The 20,861-nt window shown below is 67.1% G+C and carries 20 protein-coding genes and 1 tRNA gene; 8 read left to right on the top strand and 13 right to left on the bottom strand.

Features of this window, described 5'->3' with window-relative positions; all coding sequences use genetic code 11:
- Positions 1 to 25 precede the first annotated feature (25 nt).
- Together MRBLWO13_RS16770 and MRBLWO13_RS16765 are read right to left on the bottom strand one after the other, a co-directional pair.
- On the bottom strand, positions 26 to 769 hold the full coding sequence (locus tag MRBLWO13_RS16770; protein ID WP_341975223.1) for a PspA/IM30 family protein: 744 nt from the start codon (positions 767 to 769) through the stop codon (positions 26 to 28).
- 56 nt (positions 770 to 825) lie between these two features.
- Entirely contained in the window at positions 826 to 2,868 is a 2,043-nt protein-coding gene (locus MRBLWO13_RS16765; RefSeq protein ID WP_341975222.1) for a TPM domain-containing protein, read from the bottom strand.
- A gap of 123 nt (positions 2,869 to 2,991) precedes the next feature.
- Here MRBLWO13_RS16765 and MRBLWO13_RS16760 point away from each other — a divergent pair, with 123 nt between their 5' ends.
- Genes MRBLWO13_RS16760 through MRBLWO13_RS16745 form a run of 4 tightly spaced genes read left to right on the top strand, consistent with a single transcriptional unit; the run spans position 2,992 to position 5,862 of the window.
- Entirely contained in the window at positions 2,992 to 3,828 is an 837-nt protein-coding gene (locus MRBLWO13_RS16760) for a DUF3097 domain-containing protein (protein WP_341975221.1), read from the top strand.
- A 46-nt stretch (positions 3,829 to 3,874) separates the two neighbouring features.
- Positions 3,875 to 4,600 (top strand): tRNA (guanosine(46)-N7)-methyltransferase TrmB, encoded by a 726-nt coding sequence (gene trmB / locus MRBLWO13_RS16755; protein WP_341975220.1) that lies wholly within the window; start codon positions 3,875 to 3,877, stop codon positions 4,598 to 4,600.
- Positions 4,597 to 5,430 carry a CPBP family intramembrane glutamic endopeptidase gene (locus tag MRBLWO13_RS16750; RefSeq protein WP_341975219.1) on the top strand — a complete coding sequence of 278 codons (834 nt, stop codon included), beginning with the start codon at positions 4,597 to 4,599 and terminating at the stop codon, positions 5,428 to 5,430. The genes trmB and MRBLWO13_RS16750 overlap by 4 nt, the downstream gene beginning before the upstream one ends.
- Positions 5,431 to 5,469: 39 nt before the next feature.
- Positions 5,470 to 5,862: a DUF1304 domain-containing protein gene (locus MRBLWO13_RS16745; protein ID WP_341975218.1), complete on the top strand. Its 393-nt coding sequence runs from the start codon at positions 5,470 to 5,472 to the stop codon at positions 5,860 to 5,862.
- Positions 5,863 to 5,872: 10 nt separating this feature from the next.
- On the opposite strand, the gene MRBLWO13_RS16740 is transcribed toward MRBLWO13_RS16745, so the two are convergent.
- The 7 genes from MRBLWO13_RS16740 to MRBLWO13_RS16710 all read right to left on the bottom strand — a co-directional run bounded on the left by MRBLWO13_RS16740 (position 5,873) and on the right by MRBLWO13_RS16710 (position 12,978).
- A complete protein-coding gene (locus MRBLWO13_RS16740; RefSeq protein WP_341975217.1) occupies positions 5,873 to 6,274 on the bottom strand; it encodes a RidA family protein in 402 nt (133 codons plus the stop codon).
- 618 nt (positions 6,275 to 6,892) lie between these two features.
- A complete protein-coding gene (locus MRBLWO13_RS16735; protein ID WP_341975216.1) occupies positions 6,893 to 8,677 on the bottom strand; it encodes a sigma-70 family RNA polymerase sigma factor in 1,785 nt (594 codons plus the stop codon).
- 445 nt (positions 8,678 to 9,122) lie between these two features.
- Positions 9,123 to 9,953 (bottom strand): hypothetical protein, encoded by an 831-nt coding sequence (locus tag MRBLWO13_RS16730; protein ID WP_341975215.1) that lies wholly within the window; start codon positions 9,951 to 9,953, stop codon positions 9,123 to 9,125.
- Between the two features lie 150 nt (positions 9,954 to 10,103).
- Positions 10,104 to 10,829 carry a hypothetical protein gene (locus tag MRBLWO13_RS16725; protein WP_341975214.1) on the bottom strand — a complete coding sequence of 242 codons (726 nt, stop codon included), beginning with the start codon at positions 10,827 to 10,829 and terminating at the stop codon, positions 10,104 to 10,106.
- A gap of 226 nt (positions 10,830 to 11,055) precedes the next feature.
- Positions 11,056 to 12,033 (bottom strand): zinc-binding dehydrogenase, encoded by a 978-nt coding sequence (locus MRBLWO13_RS16720; RefSeq protein WP_341975213.1) that lies wholly within the window; start codon positions 12,031 to 12,033, stop codon positions 11,056 to 11,058.
- A gap of 22 nt (positions 12,034 to 12,055) precedes the next feature.
- On the bottom strand, positions 12,056 to 12,478 hold the full coding sequence (locus MRBLWO13_RS16715; RefSeq protein WP_341975211.1) for an organic hydroperoxide resistance protein: 423 nt from the start codon (positions 12,476 to 12,478) through the stop codon (positions 12,056 to 12,058).
- A 26-nt stretch (positions 12,479 to 12,504) separates the two neighbouring features.
- The gene (locus MRBLWO13_RS16710; protein WP_341975210.1) at positions 12,505 to 12,978 is read right to left on the bottom strand and encodes a MarR family transcriptional regulator; all 474 of its coding nucleotides are present in this window, start codon (positions 12,976 to 12,978) and stop codon (positions 12,505 to 12,507) included.
- Between the two features lie 89 nt (positions 12,979 to 13,067).
- Here MRBLWO13_RS16710 and MRBLWO13_RS16705 point away from each other — a divergent pair, with 89 nt between their 5' ends.
- On the top strand, positions 13,068 to 13,802 hold the full coding sequence (locus MRBLWO13_RS16705) for a VIT family protein (protein ID WP_341975209.1): 735 nt from the start codon (positions 13,068 to 13,070) through the stop codon (positions 13,800 to 13,802).
- Positions 13,803 to 13,812: 10 nt separating this feature from the next.
- On the opposite strand, the gene MRBLWO13_RS16700 is transcribed toward MRBLWO13_RS16705, so the two are convergent.
- The 3 genes from MRBLWO13_RS16700 to MRBLWO13_RS16690 all read right to left on the bottom strand — a co-directional run bounded on the left by MRBLWO13_RS16700 (position 13,813) and on the right by MRBLWO13_RS16690 (position 15,248).
- On the bottom strand, positions 13,813 to 14,292 hold the full coding sequence (locus tag MRBLWO13_RS16700; protein WP_341975208.1) for an HIT family protein: 480 nt from the start codon (positions 14,290 to 14,292) through the stop codon (positions 13,813 to 13,815).
- Positions 14,293 to 14,358: 66 nt separating this feature from the next.
- Positions 14,359 to 14,431: transfer RNA gene (locus MRBLWO13_RS16695), tRNA-Arg, on the bottom strand.
- A gap of 16 nt (positions 14,432 to 14,447) precedes the next feature.
- Positions 14,448 to 15,248, bottom strand: a complete 801-nt coding sequence (locus MRBLWO13_RS16690; protein ID WP_341975207.1) for an SGNH/GDSL hydrolase family protein — start codon at positions 15,246 to 15,248, stop codon at positions 14,448 to 14,450.
- A 94-nt stretch (positions 15,249 to 15,342) separates the two neighbouring features.
- Between MRBLWO13_RS16690 and argS the strand changes: the two genes are divergently transcribed.
- From argS to MRBLWO13_RS16675, 3 genes are all read left to right on the top strand, one after another.
- On the top strand, positions 15,343 to 17,007 hold the full coding sequence (gene argS / locus MRBLWO13_RS16685) for an arginine--tRNA ligase (protein ID WP_341975206.1): 1,665 nt from the start codon (positions 15,343 to 15,345) through the stop codon (positions 17,005 to 17,007).
- Positions 17,008 to 17,035: 28 nt separating this feature from the next.
- The gene (locus tag MRBLWO13_RS16680) at positions 17,036 to 17,869 is read left to right on the top strand and encodes a DUF2993 domain-containing protein (protein WP_341975205.1); all 834 of its coding nucleotides are present in this window, start codon (positions 17,036 to 17,038) and stop codon (positions 17,867 to 17,869) included.
- Between the two features lie 113 nt (positions 17,870 to 17,982).
- Positions 17,983 to 19,734: a PHP domain-containing protein gene (locus MRBLWO13_RS16675; protein WP_341975204.1), complete on the top strand. Its 1,752-nt coding sequence runs from the start codon at positions 17,983 to 17,985 to the stop codon at positions 19,732 to 19,734.
- Positions 19,735 to 19,744: 10 nt separating this feature from the next.
- Here the strand turns inward: MRBLWO13_RS16675 and MRBLWO13_RS16670 are convergent, their stop codons facing one another.
- Positions 19,745 to 20,827, bottom strand: a complete 1,083-nt coding sequence (locus MRBLWO13_RS16670; RefSeq protein WP_341975203.1) for a YihY/virulence factor BrkB family protein — start codon at positions 20,825 to 20,827, stop codon at positions 19,745 to 19,747.
- Between the last annotated feature and the right edge of the window lie 34 nt (positions 20,828 to 20,861).

Genomic DNA, 20,861 nt, shown 5'->3' with positions numbered 1-20,861 from the left:
GGCCCGGAGCATCCGCCGGATGCGATCAGGAGCCTTCGATGGCCTGATGCGGGGCGCTGCTGCCGGCCTTCAGCTCGGCAAGGCGGGCCTCGACCTCGGTGAGCTCGCCGAGATCCTCGAGGCTTTCGAACTGGGCGTCGAGGCTGGACGCAGCCAGCTCCGTCTTGCCCTGCGCGATGGCCTCCTGGCGGCGGACCTTGTCTTCGAACCGGCCCAGCTCGCTGGTCGGGTCGAGGACGTTGATCGACGAGACGGCGTCGTGCACCTTGGTCTGCGCCTCGGCGACCTTGGCGCGGGCGAGCAGTTCGCTGCGCTTGTTCTTGAGCTCGCCGAGCTTGTCCTTCATGCCGTTCAGGCCGCTCTTGAGCTTGTCGACGATCTCGGTCTGGGCGGCGATCTGCGGCTCGGCGCCGGTGGCCTCGCGCTCCGCGCTGATCTGGCGCTGAAGTGCGATCTTCGCGAGGTTGTCGAACTTGTCGGCGTCGGTCGCGTCGCCGGAGTTGCGCATCTCATCAGCCTTGCGGCTTGCGGCGAGGGCCTTGTTGCCCCACTCGGTCGCCGACTGCACGTCTTCCTCGTGGTCACGCTCGAGCAGACGCAGGTTTCCGATCGTCTCGGCGATGGCCGACTCGGCATCCGCGATGCTGTTGGTGTAGTCGCGGACGAGCTGATCGATCATCTTCTGCGGGTCTTCTGCAGAATCCAGGAGGGAGTTGATGTTCGCGCGGACGAGGGTCGAGATACGTCCGAAGATGGACTGCTTGATCATGCGTGATTCCTTTCAGAGGGTCTTCGTCGAGATCATAATTTCGGTTTCTATGCGGGTCAGAAGCGTCCGCCTCCGGAGCGTCCGCTGCGTCCGCCACTGGAGCGTCCGCCGCCGCCGAAGCCGGAGCTGCGGAAGCCTCCGCCTCCGCTGGAGCGCCAGCTGCTGCTGCGCGAAGAGCCGCCTCCGCCTCCTCCACCGGAGAGGAGACCGCCGATGATGCCGCCCAGGATGTCGCCGCCGAGTCCGGAGCCGCCGCCGGAACTGGAACCGCCGAACAGGCCGCCGCCGCCCCAGTTGTCGTTCTGGTATCGCTGCGGGTTCTGCGCCTCGACGTCGGCCTGGGCGGAAGACGTCGCTTGGCGCACGAGCTCGACCGCGCGGCCGGCCTCGGTGAGCGCGGCCTCTGGGTCGGTGGCCCGCAGGTTCAACGCCTGAGTGAGCGAGGTCTCCGCCTGCGAGAGCCGCGTGCGTGCGGTGGAGCCGACGGTGCCGCGGCGGGTCTCGATGTACTCGCGACAGGCGCGGATCTCGGAATTCGCCTGCGAAAGCGTCTGCTCGAGCATCTGCTGCACGCGACGCGCGCGTTCCACGGCCTGGGTGCCTTGCGCGATCGCGGCGTCGATCTGCGTGTTCGCGGCTGCCAGTGCCTCGAGCGTGCGCTGCGGGCTTCGCGCCGAGCCGCTGAGGTTCGCCTGAGCCTGTCGCAGCAGGTCGGCGGTCGCCGCTGTCGCAGCGGCGATGGTGCCACCGGCATCGGGGAGTTGCTGAGCCGTGGCGACATCGCCCTGCAGTTCGGTGACCAGAGCCTGTGCCTGCGTCTCGATGGTCGTGAGCTCGGTGCCGAGCGCCGAGATCGCCTGTGAGAGCTGTGCGGCCTGCGCGACGGACTGCTCGGCCGTGCGGATCGCGAACGCAGCCTCGCCGGACTTGCCTGCCGCGATCGCTGCTCCCGCGGCATCGATCGAGCGATCGGCGAGCGCGGCACGTTCCTGCGCCTGGGCGGGGTTGTCGGCGACAGTGCTCAGCGCGGTGGCGTCGTAGGACGCGGACAGTGCCGAGAGCGCGGGGGCGGCTCCGGCGAGCACGGGTTGCAGAGCCGCACGCTCGGACCGCACCCGCTCGAGTTCCTGCGGGGCGTTCTGCTCCAGCTTTCGCAGCGCGTCGAATGCCTCGGTGTTGGCATCGAGGACGTCGTCGATCTCGTCGCAGAGCTGAATGATGCGGATGTGCCAGGCGCGTCGGTCGTGGACGGTGTCTTCGATCTCATCATCGAGTTTCTGCCTGAGGTCGAACGCCTCCGACATCTTCGCCTTCGCCGTGTCCACAGCGCTGCTGAATGCGGCGGTCGCACCCTCACCGAACTGGGCGACGGCGAAGCCGAGTTCCTCTCGACTGGATGTGATCGCGTCGTCCGCCTGCACGAGGGCGGAGCCGGCCTGCATCTCGACCTGCGCGTCGGTCAACGTCGAGAACGGATCGTTCGGATCGGGGGTCTCCGGCATGGCGCCTCGCTCGCGGGCCGCCGCATTCCGACGGGATCGCGCGACGAGCTTGACGATCAGCCAGATCACGAGCGCTGCGGCCACGATCCCGGCGATGACCAGACCGACGCGCAGAGCACCGGCACCGCCATCGCCCTGGATCTCGTCGGCCGCCAGAATGATCGCACCATCCCAGTCGCCTTGAGCCAGCAGGGGCTGGATCTTGTCTTCGACGGCGTCGAGCTTGCCGTCGCTGAGCGGGCCGCCCTGAGCGGCCGAGATGTAATACGCGCTCTGCTCGACGGCGATCGCGAGGAGATACTGCTCAGGGCCGAGGTTGTTGTTGTCGGCGACGGTGTCCGCCCACTGCACGTAGTCGGAGGGCGAGGTGAAGCTGTCGACCAGCACGACGAACAGATCGGCGTCGGAGTTCTCGGTGAGCTGCAGCAGCCGCGCTTCGACCGCGTCCTGCTCGCCGGCGCTCAATACGCCGACGTCATCCGTCACATACCCGGAGTCGAGCGTGAGCGGATCGGTGGCGGACGCCGCTGTGGCGGAGAACGCTCCGAGTGCTGCGGCCAGCGCCAGCGCGGCCATCGTGACCCAGCGAGTCCTCATCGTGTTCCCTCCGACTGGCTGCCGTGCCCCCATGCCACGAGTCTATGCACACAGGCCGACACGCGACAGCATCCGGAGGGGGATCGCCGTTCGCCGTCAGCGGAGACACATACGCTGGAGAGCATGGACGACAGGTATGGCTCGGATGTGCTCGCCGCCGGGTGGCGCGAACGTGCCGCGAAGCCGGTGCCTCAGGTACCGGCCGAACTCGACATGGTGGTGGAAGTCGCGGACGACGGATTCTGCGGCGCGGTGACGCGCGTACAGGGCGGCGTCGTCGAGCTGGAGGACCGCGCCGGTCGCAAGCGGCTCTTCCCGCTCGGCGGGGGGTTCCTCATCGACGGAGCGCCGGTCCGGCTGACGGTGCCGGCACCCAAGGCGCAGGCACCCCGACGCACTGCATCCGGCTCCTTCGCGGTCGGCGACCAGCGCGCCAAGGTCGCACTGCCCAGCCGCATCCTGGTCGAGGGCAGGCACGATGCCGAACTCGTGGAGAAGGTGTGGGGTCACGACCTGCGCGTCGAGGGCGTCGTCGTCGAGTTCCTGCAGGGAGTCGACCTCCTGGACGATCTGCTCGCCGCGGAACCGCCGAGCGCGACCCGTCGTTACGGCGTTCTGGTCGATCACCTGGTGCCCGGATCGAAAGAATCTCGGATCGCCGATGCGGTCGCACGGGGCCCGCACGGTCGCCACGTGCGCATCGTGGGACATCCGTTCATCGACGTCTGGCAGTGCGTCACCCCGCAGGCGCTCGGCATCGCCCGCTGGCCGGAGATCCCGCGCGGCACCGATTGGAAGACCGGCATCTGCCGCGCATTCGGCTGGCCCCACGAGACCCAGGCCGACACCGCCCGGGCGTGGCAGCACATCCTGTCGAAGGTGCACACCTATCGCGACCTGGAACCGGCGCTGCTGGGTCGGGTCGAGGAACTCATCGACTTCGTCACGACACCCGTCTGAGAAGCGCCAGGGAAAGTGCACGATGTCACGCGACTACCCTGGAACCATGCCTGAACCCCGCATCTTCCGTGACGAACCGGTGTCTTTCGTGCGCCGCAGTGGACGGATGTCCGAGGGACAGGAGCGGGCTTTCGCCGAACTCGCGACCCACTATCTCCTCGATGTGCCGCGCGGCGCCGCCGAGACGTCGGTGCACCCGGATGCCCGGCTCGATCCGGCGGTCGAGTACGGACGCGCCGGCGCCCTCTACGTCGAGGTCGGTTCGGGGCAGGGGCACGCGATCGTCTCCGCCGCGCTGTCGCGTCCCAACGACGATTTCCTGGCGGTCGAGGTGTTCCGCGCGGGACTCGCCCGCACCATGCTGGATGCCGACCGCGAGGGAGCTCGCAATCTGAGGCTTGTCGAGGCGAACGCGCCGGAAGTGCTGTCGTCGTACCTGCCGGAAGGGGCGGCCGCCGAGGTGTGGATCTTCTTCCCCGATCCGTGGCACAAGAACAAGCACAACAAGCGGCGGCTCGTGCGGCCCGGCTTCGGAGAGACGGTTGCGCGCGCGTTGCGCGACGGCGGGCTGCTCCGTCTCGCCACCGACTGGGAGGATTACGCGCTCCAGATGCGCGAGGTGCTGGATGCCGATCCGCTGTTCGAGCGCGCCTTCGACGGAGAATGGGCGGAGCGCTTCGAGGGTCGAGTCATGACCGCATTCGAGCAGAAGGGCATCGCGAAGGGCCGCGACATCCGCGATCTGGTGTACCGGCGGAAGACGCGGGCGTGATCTCATCGCGACGCACGACGGCGCTCTGGCCCGCGGTGGTGCCGGCCGCGCTCGTATGCGCTGCGGCCCCGGCGTTCTTCGTGGTGCAGTGGGCCTGGCTCGGGTGGGTGCTGCTGGCTCTCGGCATCGGCGGCGCCTGGGCGATCGAGCGGGGGCGCGCGATGGCATCCGGTCCGTCGCTAACGAGGGATCTCTCGCTCATCGGTCTCGGGATGCTCATCGTCAGTGTCATTCCCCTGGCGGCGGAGCTCGACAACCTCGCGATGCTGCGCTTCACGTTGGCGCTCGGCGGCGCCGTGGTCGTGCCGTATCTCATCTCGAAGTTCGTGTTCCGGGACCGTGCGATCAGCTTCCCTTGGCGCACCGGCAAGCGCTGGGGCCGGCTGCAGTGGGGATGGCTCGTCGCCGTCCTGGTGCTGGGGTGGCTGATCCTGCCGTTCTACTTCATCACCAGCGGCGTCTATCAGAACTGGCCGGTGGTCGACTCGCCGGAACTCATCGCGCGCCTGTTCGTCGGCGTCGGGGCCGTGGGCATCTGGGATGAACTCTTCTTCATCTGCACCGTATTCGCACTGCTGCGACGGCACTTCCCCGATGCTGCGGCAAACGTGCTGCAGGCCGTCGTCTTCGTCTCGTTCCTGTGGGAACTCGGCTACCGCGAGTGGGGGCCACTGCTGACGATCCCCTTCGCGCTGCTGCAGGGGTGGATCTTCCTGCGGACGCACTCGCTCGCGTACGTGGTCACGGTGCATCTGCTGTTCGATGCGGTGGTGTTCGCAGTGCTCGTGCACGGCCACAATCCGGGATTGCTGCCGATCTTCCTGGTCTGAATGTTTGGTGACGCGGCGCTGAGGCGGGAGAATCAGCCCATGCTCATCGTCGGATTGATCCTCGCCGCGGCCGCCGCCGCTTTCCACGTCTTCATCTTCGCCCTCGAGTCGCTGAGGTGGACGGAGCCCGAGACGCGCAAGATCTTCGGCGTCGCCAGTGAGGCGGATGCCGTGACGATGAAGCAGTTGGCCTTCAACCAGGGCTTCTACAACCTGTTCCTCGCCCTGACGACGCTTCTCGGCATCGCGCTGTTCATCTCCGGACTGGTCGCCATCGGTCTGACCCTCGTCTTCGCCGGAACCGGAATGATGCTGGCGGCCGCGCTCGTGCTGATCCTCTCGGAGCGCAGTAAGGCGCGTGCCGCGATCATGCAGGGCAGCCTGCCGTTGCTCGCTGTGATCGTCACGGCGATCGGTGTCGCGATCAGCTGACCGACCGGGTTCAGTCGCGGATGACGGCGGCGACGGCGCTCACTTCGATCAGCGCGCCGGGAACGCCGAGACCGACGACGATCGCAGCGGTGACCAGGGGAGGGGCGCCATCGCGTGCGAGCTTCGAGGCGACCGCACCGTACGCGGCCCGCAGGTCTGCGTCTTGATGGATCAGGACGGTCCAGCTGATCACGTCGTCAAGGCCCGCTCCTGCGGACTCCAAGGCGATGCGGGCGTTCTCGACGGCGCGGAGCGACTGCTCACCGGCATCCGGTGAGACCACCGAGCCGGTGGCGTCCACGCCGTTCTGGCCGCCGACGTAGATCGTCGTCGCGCCGGGAGGCACGACGGCGACGTGACTGAATGCGGGACTGACGACCAGTCCTGCGGGCTGCGCGAGTGTGATCTTCATACACGACAGTGTGCCTCGGGGCACCGACACAGCGGGCTGGAGCGCGCTGGGTCCTGGCCTTCTCTCAAGGATCGAGAAACGGGCGTCGTCGGCGTCACCATTCGCGGATCCTGCACTCCTTATTGATGTGGAGATGGAACGGCAACCCAGCGTTCTGGATCCGCGGATGCACCGACCAACATGGACCCTCCATCAGGACGATCCGGACCGGTGACGTCCTGGTGGGGTTGATCTGGTTCTCTCCCAAGCACCTGAAGCCGCGGTCACCCGCGACGTCCCCACCAGGACACACCCTCGCTTGACGACCCTGGCGACAGGTCGCTTCACCTCCAGAGAACGGATGACGACATCAACTCTCCGCTTCCTTCCTCAACCTCCGCTCCTCGAGATCTCGTGGAGGTGACGGCACCGATCAAGGTGCGCCGTAAGCGACGGCGCAGGAGTCGTCACGGCTATGAACACACCCCCTGGATAGGCAAGGAGATCGCGGGAGCGCCAATCTGGGGCATCATCGTGGCCGGTTGCCTCGTCATCGGCGTCAGCATCATGGCGACCCTTCAATAGCGAGCCCCACATCGCATGACAAGGCGGCCCGATCGCGGCCTCCCGGGCGGGAGTTCAGGGCGTGGTGAAGTCGAACGTCATTTCCTCGGCGTCGGGGCCCCACGGGGAATGCAGCACGTCGGGGTCGTAGACGTCGAGCGCGGCTTCGGCGGCCGGACCCCAGTAGCTTTCGTCGTCGAGGGCGCGGAAGGTGAAGTAGTACCATCCCCAGGAGTTCATGCGCAGCCGCCTGACCGCGTGTCCGGTGGCATCCAGGGGGATCATCGCGGAATGCCCCTCCATCGTGCTGACATAGATGGTGCCGTTGGCGGGGCCGGTCACGGCGATCACGAGCCCGGTGGTCGACGCTTCCGAGGCCAGCATGTCCTCGAAACCGGTGAGCCCTTCGAACCCTTCGACGACGATCGGCAGCACGGTGAATGCACCTGTCGTTATCGGGGACTCGGTGGTGGCGTCATACGCCCATACCCGGTACGAATGCGTTCCCGCGCTCGGTTGGAGTCCGCGCGGATCGAAGCTCCACGAGCCGTCCTCTGTGACGGGAGCGGAGTAACGTGCCCCGGCGACCTCGACGGCGATGCTGGAGCCAGGCGTCGTCTTGCCCGTGATCACCGGGGCGAGATAGTCGGAATAGGCGCTCGGCGTGGTGACGCCGGGGGTGAGTGTCCCCGACTGGCCCTCCCCGGGAAGCGGGATGGTGACGTCGGGCGAGGGCCGGGTCGGGAGGTTGGGCAGCAGCGCGGGGTCGGAGATGAGGTCGATCGAGTCGATGTTCGGATCGTCGTTCCAGCGGCCGATCCGCGGCAGCGTCGGCAGAAGTGCCGGTACGCTCACCAGATCAGGGGCGATGGCGTCGGGGAAATTCTCCGTGATGACCGCTGGGACTTCTGCGGTGAGGGTGTCAGCCGGCTTCGCCGCCGGTTCTGCTGTGGGTAGACCGGTGAGCCAGGATGTGAGGATCAGGCCGCCGATGGTCAGCACGCTCACGCCAGTGGCGAGGATTCCGGTGGTGATGCCGATCCCCGTTCCGGCGGCCATCGCGACGGTCGTCACTGCGACGCCTGAAGAGAGCGACGCCGCAGCCGGAACGACGGTACCGAGAGCGCCGAATCCCACGGCCGCGAGGGTCGTGCTCTGCAGACGCGCAGCGGCTCCCCGCATTCCGTGGAGCAGTTCATCGCAGGTTTCACAGGTTTCGATGTGCGCGGTCACTTCAGTGGTGGCCTCGGAATCGTTCAGGTCGGTGAGGTAGCGGGGGATCAGCCGTGCGGCATGCTCGGTGTCGTCTCTCAGCGCGGTCGGGATCTGCTGGGACAGCCACTGGAACTTGAGGCCGGTGCGCGCGCGGCGCTGCAGCGCCGAGACGGCGTTCGGCTTGATGCCCAGCTCGCGAGCGATCTCCGGTCGCCCGGTCTCGGCGACTTCGGCGAGCCAGAGCACTCGCTGCCAGCGTTCCGGGAGTGTCTGGAAAGCGCTGAGCAGGTCGCCGGCGTTCGATTCGTTCTCGATGATGCTGAGTGCGTCGCGATGATCGATGATTTCGAGGTTGACGGCCTCGACGACATGGTTGGCTTCCTTGGACCAGCGGATCGCGGTGTTCCGCATGACCGCTTTCAGGTACGACCGGAACGCGAACTCTGGACCCTTCGACGATGTCGTGACCAGCTGGTAGATCGCGAGGAACGAGTCGGAGACGAGGTCGTCGGCGCGAGACCGGTACAGGCGTTCTGCGTATCGATAGGCCGGACCCACATGGCGCTTCCACAGCGATGCATAGGCATCGCCATCACCGGCACGCAGCGCAGTGAGCAGTTCGGCGTCGCTACGAGAATCTTCCATTGACCTCTCCCCAATCACGCGCCGGGACACCGGAGCGCCGGTGGGGTGACCTCCCGTCACCCTACCCTCCTCTTAGGAGTCGATGAGCAGCCAGAAGTGACGCGAGATCGCGAAGAATTCTCCGATTGGGAGCAATCGAGACGGTTTTCGTGTTCGGTGCGGCCCTCCGGACCCCAGACTTGCCGGCGGCGACGCCTCGAGTCGCGCTGCCGGTCAATGCGAAGAGCCGCACCGTCGGGTCGTGCCGGTCGGAGACGGGTGACCCAGCGACGTACCCATGAATAAGGAGTGGATCGAGCGGGAAAGGTGACGTCGCCGTGGATGCCCGCGGGCCGAGACACCGGAGGTGTGGCGTGCTCAGCGAGTGATCCTCCCACCACCGAGATGGCAGGAAGATCACTCGCCAGGGTCGAACCGATGTCTCACTGAGGCCGCTACACGCGGGTCACGGCGTGCATGCGGGGTTCGACGCGGTGAAAGTGAACGGCCCGACCCAGATGTTCTGGGGCGGACGATCACCGATGGCGCGCCCTGAGTTGTTGGCGACGAAGGTGAGGTTGAATGCGCTGACTGACGCGACCGCGACATTGACGTTGCCTGCAGCACTGCCGGCGGCGACCTCGGGATTCGGCGAGGCGGTGGAGGGACGCCACGGCTCGGTGCCTGTTCCTGCGCCTTCGATCCAGTCGGAGTTGTAACTGCCGGAGCCGTCGGACACGTAGACGCGCTCTGCGCCGCCACGACCGTCCAGTGCCTGAAAGCCGTCGATGTCTTTGATCTTGTAGGACAGGTTGTTGACCGTCACGGGCGCGCCGGCCAGGGCGAAACTGAACGTCACACGCTGACCACCGCCGAGGTTGCGGAGGTCGGCGGTGTCGAGCGCGAGATGCACGCTGGGCTGTGCTTCGCCGCCCTGCGTGGACGCGTCCAGACGAAGATTGTTGGTCGTGTTGATGGTCATGTTGCTCGCGCCATTGGGTACAGCCGCGAGGGTCAGCGTGAGGTCCTTGCCGTCTCCGAAAAGGTTGACCCAGGTGAACACAGACGAAGTGGCGCTGAGTCGTGAGTAGACGGCCGCGCCGCTGCTGATGGTCGTGGTGCAGGTGACGGACGCTGCCGCCATCGGCGTCGCCAGGGCGGCCGCGATGACAGGCAGTGACCAGGCCGCGCCACGCACGACCGCCCTCCGGGACGGGCCGGCCTGCGGGACTTCTGTGTTCTTCTCGTGCATTGGATCAATCCCCTTCGAATCGAACGAAAAACGCTTCACTGGCATAGGAGTGAGAACGACCCGAAAAGTGACGCGGGTTCTCGCCTGACCTCGAGCCGGATGACGCGCGTCGTTGGGCTGCCGACACGCAGACGTGCCGGAGGCAGAGCACGACGGTCATCATGCTCTGCCTCCGGTACCCCGGTAGTCGTGCGCTCAGGGAGTGGGCGGCGGCACCGTCTCCCAGTCATCTCGAGGCGCGAAACGCCACGGGGCCAAGCCGGTCACGCCGGCCAGTGGCGACGTGACGATGCCCTGTGACTCGTGGCCGACGAGCGTGCGGTCGATGCGGGTTCCCGCAGGGTCGCATGGGTTCGGGAACCGCGTGCGGGTATGCGCGTATGGGGCCGAATCGGGGTTGCTGCCCGTTACCGAGAGCTGCCAATCGACGATGATGGTCGCGCCCTGCGGGAGGGGCGCGACTGTGACATACCTGACTGCGGCCTGCTGATTCCAACCCGTATTGATGGGGCCGGTCGGACTCTGGTCGTACACCGGCGCCGTGAGGAATGCGGCACCGGAAGTCACCACCGCGCTGCTGTTCGTCCACGTCCTGGTCGGGTCGAGCGACAGGGCGAGCGTGATCTCTCCACCCACCGGGAGGGCGATCGAACCCGCATACACGATGGTGGACCGAAGCTTGATCGTGCTGTCGGTTGCGAGTGCGCGCGCGAGCAGGGCCGATGAGGTGGTCTCTCGGTACTCCGGCATCTCGAGCACGTCGGTCGTCACGGTCAATGGCGTGTAGGCGCCGGGCTCAGCGAGCTGCGCCTCACAGCTCAGACTGGCTGAAGCCATCGGAGTGGCGATCGCCACTGCGACGACCGGCAGGGACCACGCCGCCCCTTTTACGATCGTGCGTCTGCTGATTTCCTGCTTCATTGCGGGCTCTCTCCCATGGTCGTTTGCACCTGCTTGACGTCTCGCGTGCCGGGACATCAATCACTCCTTGAAGGAGTCGGACGGGCGTCCGAAGTGACGCGGCAACCAAGGAACGTGTTCGTGAGCGTGCTTCGACATGGGAAACAGATGCGGCTCCGAGCTGCGCCAGCGCTCGACAAAGGGGCCGGAGCGCGATGCGCCCCAGCCCCCTATGAAACGCTGACCCTCAGAACCGCAGCAGGACCTTGCCGACACGGCCAGGCGTCATGCTCATGCGCACGGCGTCGGCGACATCGGCCGCGTCGAAGACGCCGGCGACGGGCAGGGTGAGAGTCCCCTCGGTTACGCGCTGGATGAGCTCGCCGAACAGGGCGCCGCGCAGCGCGGGCTCGAGCTGCTGGATGACCTTGCTGCCCCAGAACCCCTTGACCGTGGCCTGCTTGAAGATGACGTCCGAGGAGGCGATCTCCATCGTGGGCGAGTTCATCGCGCCGAAGGCGACGAGCGTGCCGTTCTCGGCGAGGAGCGAAAGGACGTCGCCGGCTGCGGCGCCGCCGACGGAATCGACACCCGCGACGATGGGGGCGCCGCCGGCCAGGTGCGCCGCCTGCTCCCGCCAGTCGTTCTGGTCGGTGGCGATGACGTTCTCGATGCCCTGTGCGCGGAGCTCTTCGATCCCGGCGGAGCGGCGTACCAGACCGAGCACGTTGACGCCGCGAGCGGCTCCGAGCTGCGCCAGCATCCGTCCGACGGCGCCATTGGCCGCGTTCTGGACGATCCAGTCGCCTTCCTTGACGTCGAGGAAGTGCAGCAGGCTGATCGTGCTGAACGGCATCGACACGAGCTGGGCTGCGCTCTCGTCGGACAGGGATTCGGGGACGGGGATCAGCCCCGCGGCGCCGGTCACCACGTATTCGGCCCAGGCGCCGAATGTGCCGCCGGTCGTGACGCGCTGTCCGACGGTCAGGTTCTCGACTCCTTCGCCGAGCGCGTCGACGACGCCCAGCGCTTCGGTTCCGGATGCCGCGGGCAGTTCCGGCTTGAACCCGTAGGTGCCGCGGATCGTCCACAGATCGTGGTTGTGGATGGGGGAGAGGACGATGCGCAGGCGGACCTGCCCTGCTCCAGGCTCGGGAACGGGGCGGTCCTGGACGGAGAGGACCTCGTCGGCTTCGCCGAAGGAGGGGTGGATGAGTGCTCGCATGGTGTGGTTCCTTCCGCGTGATTCAGTCGTCGGAGACAGTGATGGCGACGTCGATGTTTCCGCGCGTCGCATTGGAGTAGGGGCAGACCTGGTGGGCGGCGTCAGCGAGCGCACGTGCCTGCTCGTTCGGGAGATCGGGGATGACGACTTCGAGCTGAACGGCGAGACCGAAGCCGCCGTTTCCATTCGAGCCGATCTGCACGCGCGCACCGACCGAGGAATCGGCGATCGAGACCTTCTGTGCGCGGGCGACGCTCTGAAGTGCGGAGTGGAAGCACGCGGCGTATCCGGCGGCGAAGAGCTGCTCGGGGTTCGCGCCGTCTCCGCTGCCGCCGAGTTCCTTGGGCGCCGCGAGGGTGAAGTCGAGGCGGCCTTCGCTGGTGGCGACGCGGCCGTTGCGCCCGGCGCCTGTGGCCAGCGCCTCGGCGGTGTAGAGAGCTTCCATTGTGTGGATTCCTTTCGGTGCTGCGGTCATTCGCTGGCATCCGGGCGTGTGTTGGCCTCGGGTGCAGGTGCTGTGGATGCGCCCTGGAGCAGGGCGGTGAGCTCGTGCAACTCGCCGATGAGTCGACGCCGGTGCGCGTCGTCCCGGATTCCGGCGAGCTCTGCGATTCGAGTGCGGATGGGCGCCACCTCTGCGCGGAGCGCCCTGCCCTGTTGCGTGAGCTGTACGGTCACGACCCGCTCGTCCTCGGTGCTGCGGGCGCGGGAAACGTATCCTGCGTGCTCGAGGCGGCGGACCAGGGGGGAGAGTGTGCCGGAGTCGAGCTGCATCGCTTCGCCGAGCGAGCGGATGCTCTGTTCGCCCTCGTTCCAGAGGATCGCGAGCACGAGGTACTGCGGGTAGGTCAACCCCCAGGGAGCAAGAAGAGTGCGGTACGCCTGAGTGGTGGCGCGCGCAGCGGAGTACAGAGAGAAGCACACCATCTCGTCGGTCACGGTCATGTCAAACAGTATTGCACGCAATTCAATTGTGCACAATTTATATCGACAATGACGGCCGCCAATCGTGGGGAGGGTGCCATGATGTGCCCATGGAATCTTCCGTGCCGTTGCCGTCCCGGGCCCACGGGGGCGAACCCCACCGCGGCGACATTGCGGGGCGCCTGAACTGGCTTCGGGCAGGTGTGCTGGGTGCGAACGACGGCATCGTGTCGGTCGCGTCTCTCGTCGTCGGTGTCGCCGGAGCAACAACGGACTCGGCACCGCTGATCACCGCAGGTGTCGCAGGTCTTGTCGGTGGCGCGATCTCGATGGCGCTGGGGGAGTACGTGTCGGTGAGTAGTCAGCGGGACAGCCAGCAAGCCTTGATCGAGAAGGAGCGCGGCGAGCTGGCCGATGATCCTGCAACCGAACTCGAAGAGCTCGTGGGCATCTATGAAGCGAAAGGGCTGCGCCCGGCGACGGCGCGGCTCGTGGCGGAAGAACTCACCGAACGCGACGCACTGACCGCGCATCTTGAAGCGGAACTCGGCATCACCGAGAGTCAGGTCGTCAGTCCCTGGGCTGCGGGCGGTGCGTCCGCCCTCGCCTTCGCGCTCGGTGCGCTGCTTCCGTTGCTGGCGATCCTGCTCCCGCCCCTTGAGATGCGGGTGCCCGTGGCATTCACGGTGGTGCTGCTGGCGCTTGCTCTCACCGGTTTCATCAGCGCGAAGATCGGAGGGAACCCCGCTCTCAGACCGACGATCAGGGTGGTCCTCGGCGGGGCGATCGCTCTGGGGGTCACATTCGCGATCGGAACGCTCCTGGGAACCAGCGGAGTCGCCTGAGAAGCGCCACTCAAGAACCGCGAGGCAGTCCGCTGCGGTCCCAGGCATCCCGGAGAGCGCGCGCGTCGTCGTGGAGCGCCCTCGACGAGGAAAACTCTGGGCCATCCGAGATGTCGACATTGCGCAAGGGGTCATCTGTGGAGTGCTGCGGTAGCAGGTGGCAGTGCAGATGGGGCATCCTGTGTCCCATGACGAGGTAGTCGATCTTGCGGGGCGCGAACACTGTCGTGATCGCCCGCCCGGCGCGCTGCACATCGGACCAGAACCCGTTGAGCTGCTCCGACGTCAGGTCGCCGATGTCTGTGACGTGGTCGCGGAGGATCACCAGGCAGTAGCCGCGGTGCGACTGATTCCGCGCGATCCGGATATGGGCGGTCTCAGTCGACGCGACCAGCACGCTGTGCGGGTTCTCGTCCAGATGGGCATCCGCGCACATGCCGCACTCGACAGGATCGATGAGCGCCGCCCACTCTTCTTCCGACCACCACACGTCGCAATCGTATGGTGCGTGCACGCGAAGAGGGCCGTCCAGATGGACGGCCCTCTTTCACATATGTGCCCCCGGAGGGATTCGAACCCCCGACCTACGGTACCGGAAACCGGCGCTCTATCCCCTGAGCTACGGAGGCGTACCGATCGACAATATCACTGCTCGGGGGTGGTCTCCGACTCACCAGCCTCGGTCACCGGCGCCTCCATCAACCCGGTGAGCGCGGCGGTGACCTTCTCCGCCAGGTAGCGATGCCCGTCGGTCGATGGATGCTTCCGGCCGAAGTCCACGTCGATGATGTCGAGGTAGTTCTGCTCGGTGATCCAGTCCTCGGCGATGGGGGAGATGTACCACCAGCCGCGCGCACCGGCGAGGGCACCGAGATCAGTATCGATGCGAGCCGTCGCCGCCCCGACGGGGAGTTCATGCGGAGCAGGCCCGAGCACGACGATCGATGCCTCCGGGTACAGCGCGGCCAGCGCATCCCAAGCCGCAGTCACCGCCTCACGATAACCGGCCGCGCCTTGAGCCCGGTCGTTGATCGAACCCTGGATGATCACCAGATCCGGGTTCAACGCCGGATCGAGCGCCGCGATCCGCTCACCGAAAGCGGGCCCGTCCCAGCCGGGCTTGAGGTACCCGCTGCCGCGGACACCGTTGACGATCGTTTCGCCGTCCAGCAGCTGCGCGAGAACATACGCGTACCCGAGAGTCGGTTCGGTCGCCGCGGCGCCATATGTCCAGGAGTCGCCGAAGACGAGGACCCGCGGATGCTCGGGCAGGATGAGCGGCGCAGGAGCGATCACGACCGGCTCCTCGCCTGCCGAGACCGGAGCCGCGGCCGGCAACGGAGTCCACGGCCGCCACACCCCGAGAACGGCCAAGAAAACGACCGCCAGCACCACGGCGGCAAGGCCGAAAGTGCGGGCGGTTCGAGGCGCTGACGGCACAGTCATGGGATGAGAGTAGATCACCGGACCGCCAGCACAAATTCCAGCGCGCGCTGTTCCGCGATTTCGCGCGCGGGCGGGGACGTAAACTGAGTCACCTATGAATCCTGAAACGCTCGCCGAAGCCCTCCTCGCCGTCCTCGCTCCGATCGCCGGCGAGCGACGACCCGGTGAGCCGTTCGAGCTGACAGCGGCAGACATGGTGCTCGATCGTCCGCGCAACCGCGACCACGGCGACTGGTCGTCGAACATCGCCATGCGCCTCGCGAAGCAGTTCGGCACCAACCCTCGCGAGCTCGCCGAGCAGATCGTCGCCGGCATCACCGGCGTCGATGGCGTCGCGAGCGCCGAGGTCGCCGGACCGGGGTTCATCAACATCCGTCTCGACGCCGGCGCCGCCGGCGCGCTTGCGAAGACGATCGTCGATGCGGGAAAGGCATACGGGAGCAACGACACCCAGGCCGGTCGCAGCATCAACATCGAGTTCGTCAGTGCGAACCCGACCGGCCCGCTGCACATCGGACACACGCGCTGGGCCGCGCTCGGCGACGCGATCGCCCGCGTGCTCGCCGCCTCCGGTGCGACGGTGGCTCGTGAGTACTACATCAACGATGCCGGCGTGCAGATGGAGCGTTTCGCAGCATCCATCGTCGCCGCTGCCAACGGCCTCGCGACACCCGAAGGCGGCTATGTCGGCAGCTACATCAACGATCTTGCCGCTCGCATCCTCGAAGAGCGGCCCGAGTTCCTCGAGCTGCCCGCGTTCGAGCAGCTGATTCTCGCCCGTGAGCTGGGCTACGAGTACCAGCTCGAGGAGCAGAAGCAGTCGCTCGCGAAGTTCAACGTGCACTTCGACGTGTGGTTCTCCGAACGTCTCCTGCACCTGCAGAACGCGAACGGGGGCAGCCTCGTCGACCAGGCTGTCGACCGCCTCCGCGCACAGGGGCACGTCTTCGACGAGGACGACGCCGTCTGGGTGCGCACCACCGACTTCGGGGACGACAAGGACCGCGTCATCCGTCGCTCGAACGGCGAGTACACCTACTTCGCCGCCGATGCCGCGTACTACCTGAACAAGGGCGACCGCGGTTTCGCGCACAAGATCTACCTGCTCGGCGCCGATCATCACGGGTACGTGCATCGGCTGAAGGCGCTCGCCGGCGCTGCCGGCGACGATCCGGACAAGGACGTCGAGGTGCTCATCGGGCAGCTGGTGTCTGTCGGCGGCGCGCGCCTCAGCAAGCGTGCGGGCAACATCATCGAGATGGACGATCTGCGTGAGTGGCTGGGCACGGACGCCCTGCGCTACTCGCTGGAGCGTTCCCCTGCCGATTCGCCGCTCGCCCTCGACCCCGAGCTGCTGCAGAAGCGCACCAACGACAACCCGGTGTTCTACGTGCAGTACGCGCACGCCCGCACCCACAACGTCGCCCGCAACGCGGCCGATTCAGGCGTCGACCGCTCCGAGTTCGTCCCCGAGTTGCTCACTCACGAGACCGAGAGCGCGCTCCTCGGCGCGCTCCAGGAGTTCCCCCGTATCGTCGCGTTCTCCGCCGAGGTGCGCGAGCCGCACCGTGTCGCCCGCTACCTCGAGGAGCTCGCGGGGCTCTATCACCGCTGGTACGACAATTGCCGGGTCATTCCGCAGGGCGATGACCCGATCGAGAACGTGCACCGCACGAGGCTCTGGCTCAACGACGCCGCAGGTCAGGTGCTCCGCAACGGACTCGACCTGCTCGGCGTCTCGGCTCCGGAGCGCATGTAGTCGGTCGTCGGTGGGGGAGGATGTCAGCATGAGCGATGACAATCACACTCTTCCCTACCCGGACTCGGCAGTGGAGCATCCGACGCTGGTGATCCCTGGGAAGGTGGATGCGGCGGTGCCGGCGAAGCGCCGTCGTTGGCCGTGGGTGCTCCTCGTCCTCGCCGTGCTGCTGGCGCTGCTCGTCGTGGCCGCCGAGTTCATCGCGCGCAGCGTGCTTCCCGGCATCGTCCGCGGCATGGTGATCGAGCAGCTGGACCTGCCGGCCGATCAGCAGTTGGACGTCGAGGCGGGCGGCATCCTGCTGCCTCAGCTCATCGCTGGGCGTCTCGACGAGCTCCACCTCTCGAGCGATCGCGTGACGCTGGAGGGCATCACCGGTGCGGCGGACGTCACCGCCACCGGCATCCCGCTGCGCGGTGGCGACCTCGCGTCGGCGAACGGTACCGTGCGCATCGATCAGGCCGAGCTCACGACGCTCCTGGCGCGCTCCGAACTGCCGATCGAGTCGCTGGCACTCGAAGCCCCGAATGCGATCGCCTCGGGTTCGATCAGTCTTTTCGGCACGAGCATCGACGTGTCTCTGACCCTCACTCCTGGCGCGAAGGACGGCGATGTGACGATGACCCCGGTGTCGGCGACGCTGGGTGGGGTGGTCCTCGATGCGCAGCAGCTGAACGATCGTTTCGGTTCGCTCGCCGCTCCGTTCACCCAGACTCAACAGCTGTGCATCGCCGATCAGCTGCCGGCGGGCCTCACCCTTGCAGGACTGAAGATCGAGGGGACCGAGGCCGTGATCGACGTCGATGTGAACGGCGCGATCTCGACCGATCCGGCGCTTCTGGATCCGGGCGTCTGCCCCTAGGCAGGACACACCTTCGGGCACCGCGGTTGTCCGAAGGACATCCGATGTTTCCATGCTGTCCATCTGCGGTTATTAACCTCCGGAGCGTCCCCACACTCTGAAGGAATACCCCCATGTGCGATCACGACCCTCACGGCGCCCTCCCGATCGACGCGGACGCCGAACTGCATCGGCTCGGATTCTCGCGTCGCGACATGCTCCGGACCGCCGGCATCGCGCTGGCCGCCGGTGCGCTGTCGGCTGTTGTCGGTGCGACGGGCACCTCGTCGGCAGCGGCCAGCGTCGCCATGCGGCCGCCTGTCGGCGATCCGCAGCTCGCCTGGTTGGTGGGTGACCACCACGTGCACACGCAGTTCAGCCACGACGCGAAGTACCGGGTCACCCAGCAGCTCGACGCCGCGCAGCGCTACGGCGTCGATTGGCTCGCGTTCACCGAGCACAGCAACTTCGCCCACGCTGAACGCGGCCTTCCCGCAGCGCGCGAGCAGCTTCAGCTGGAGCGTGACGGGCGCGGCATGCTCATCTTCCAGGGGCTGGAGTGGTACATCCCGGCGGCCGAGCACGCCACGGTGCTCGTCGCCCCCGGAGCCGCGGACGCCCGAGTACTGCGGGCATTCGAGCTGGCATGGGACGGCAAGCTCAACGGCTGGGACAAGCCAGTGGGGGAGGCGCAGGCGGCCGAGTTCGAGCGCCGGGCTGCCGAGGCGATCGCGTGGCTCGGAGCGCAGAAGCGCGCCGGAGTCATCGACGACGCGGTGGTGCTCGCCAATCACCCGATGCGGCTCGGCATCGACTCTCCGCACGAGTTGCGAGTCTGGCGCGATGCCGACCCAGACATCATGATCGGCATGGAGGGAGCCCCGGGCGCGCAGGGCTCGGCCGTCGGCCAGTATTCCGGTCCTGGCGATCAGCGCGGCGAGTACGTCAACTCCCCGCGCCCCGACAGCTGGCCAGGGTACCCTGCCGACGCCTACCGCCCGTACGGCGGATTCGACTGGGCGACTGCCACGGTCGGAGGCCTTTGGGACGCATTGTTGGCTGAAGGCAAGCCCTACTGGATCACATCGAACTCCGACAACCACCTCACCGTGAAGGACACATGGGTGACCGGCGACTACCCGGCGGGCGAGCCCTACGCGAGTCTGCCGAGCGAGTTCGACCGATGGGCCGTTCTCGGCAAGCGCCCCGACCCGGTGGACACCGGCGCTCCCCAAGGCGGAAGCGACTTCTGGCCAGGACAGTTCTCGCGCCTTCACACCGGCGTCGCGACGCGCACATACGCGGGCGTGCTCGAGGCGATGCGCCGCGGGCGCATGTGGGTCGACCACGGTCATCTGCTGGGCGGATTGGACGTGCGAGCCCGCGCCGACATGCCAGGCAAGGGTGCGGGCCGCGGCAACGGAGCAGGCGGCGGCTGGGGCAACGCGGCGGGTCGCGGCGTCACTCTCGGCGGGCGACTCGCTGCGCGACGCGGGCAGGATGTGGTGGTGACGATCACCGTGACGACGACCGACTACGTGAATGCGGCGGGGATCCTCCCCGAGCTCGCTCACGTCGACCTCATCGCCGGTCCGGTCATGGGCGCAGTCTCGGACGCCGACACGGTTCGCGCCCCCGAGACGCGCGTCGTACGGCAGTTCGACACGACGGGCACCCGCGGCACGTTCACCCTGACGCACGTCTTCGAGCGGGTCGATCGGCCGTTCTACGTCCGGTTCCGCGGAAGCGACGGCAACCGCAACGGGGCCGGATACCACGGCGCCGCCGTCGATCCCACCGGACCCATCGTCCACGGCGACAGCGACGCCGACCCGTGGAAGGACACGTGGTTCTACGCCAACCCGATCTTCGTCGACGTGGCGTGACGCGCCTGCGTCACGGACGTTCTCCATCGGAGCCGGTTTCGACGTGCATGCCTGCGCGTTCGGCGCGTTCGGCCTTCTGCGCCGCGCGCAACGTCGCTGTGGCCAATCCGACAGCGCGCTCGGCCCGCTGCACCCCGCGCTGCGCGAACGTCTGCGCACCGAAGCGTTCATGAACGCGGTCGCGCTCCTCCTCGACGCCGGTGATGATGTACGCGCAGGACAATAGCGTCACCTGTGCGGTGAGGTTGAACCAGATCAGCAGTGCGAGCAGCGACGCGAACGACGCCAGAAGCGGGTTGGCTGATGCGCCACGGACGAAGAGGCCGGAAAGCTCCTGGAGCACGAGCATTCCGGCCCCACCCAGCAGAGCGCCGGGCCAGAGGGCGCGTGCTGAGGGGCGAACCCCGGACAGCACCAGGAAGACACCGGCGATCATGGCGACGTCGAGCAGGAAGACCACCAGCATCGACACCGCCCTGACGCCCCACCCGGCAAGGTCGGAGTCCGCGGGGACTCCGAGTACTCCAGTGACCCAGTCGACAGCGAGGCGGCCGGAGAATGTCAGGAAGGCAGCTGCCACGAAGGATGCGGCGATGCCGAGAGCGAGCGTGATGTTGCGAAGGATCACCCAGATCCAGAGCACATCGTCATCGAGCGTGTCGGCGAGCGCCCTGATCCCCGTCCTGAGCGAGCCGATCGCGCCGAGAGCAGCACCGACCAATGCGATCAGGGAGACGATTCCCGTCAACGAGAATCCGAGCGGCGCCCGACGGAGCTCCTCCGGATCGATGACCCCGTCCTCGCCGAACAGCCCGGGAACGGCCGAGCTCACGGCGTTCACGATCGCGTTCCACGCGACTTCGTTTCCCGAGAGCCAGAGCGACGCGATCGAGAAGCCGAGCAGCACCGCGGCGAAGACACTGAACAGCGTGCGGTACGTGATGCTGTCTGCGAGCATCGGTCCGTGCCGCTCGATGTAGAGGAGCACCGCCCGCACCGGCTTGCGTGCGAGCGCCCAGCGGACGACGGCGGCGGTCGTCCGCGGAATGAGTCCGGGCGACGAGGATGACGGAGCGCGCGATTCGGTGTTCATCACCGCTCAGCCTAGGAGTCGCGGAGCGGCTGTC

The organism is Microbacterium sp. LWO13-1.2, assembly GCF_038397725.1.
Taxonomy (GTDB): Bacteria; Actinomycetota; Actinomycetes; order Actinomycetales; family Microbacteriaceae; genus Microbacterium.
The sequence above is the reverse complement of the archived record's forward strand: the minus strand, read 5'-3'. Positions and strand labels throughout refer to the sequence as shown.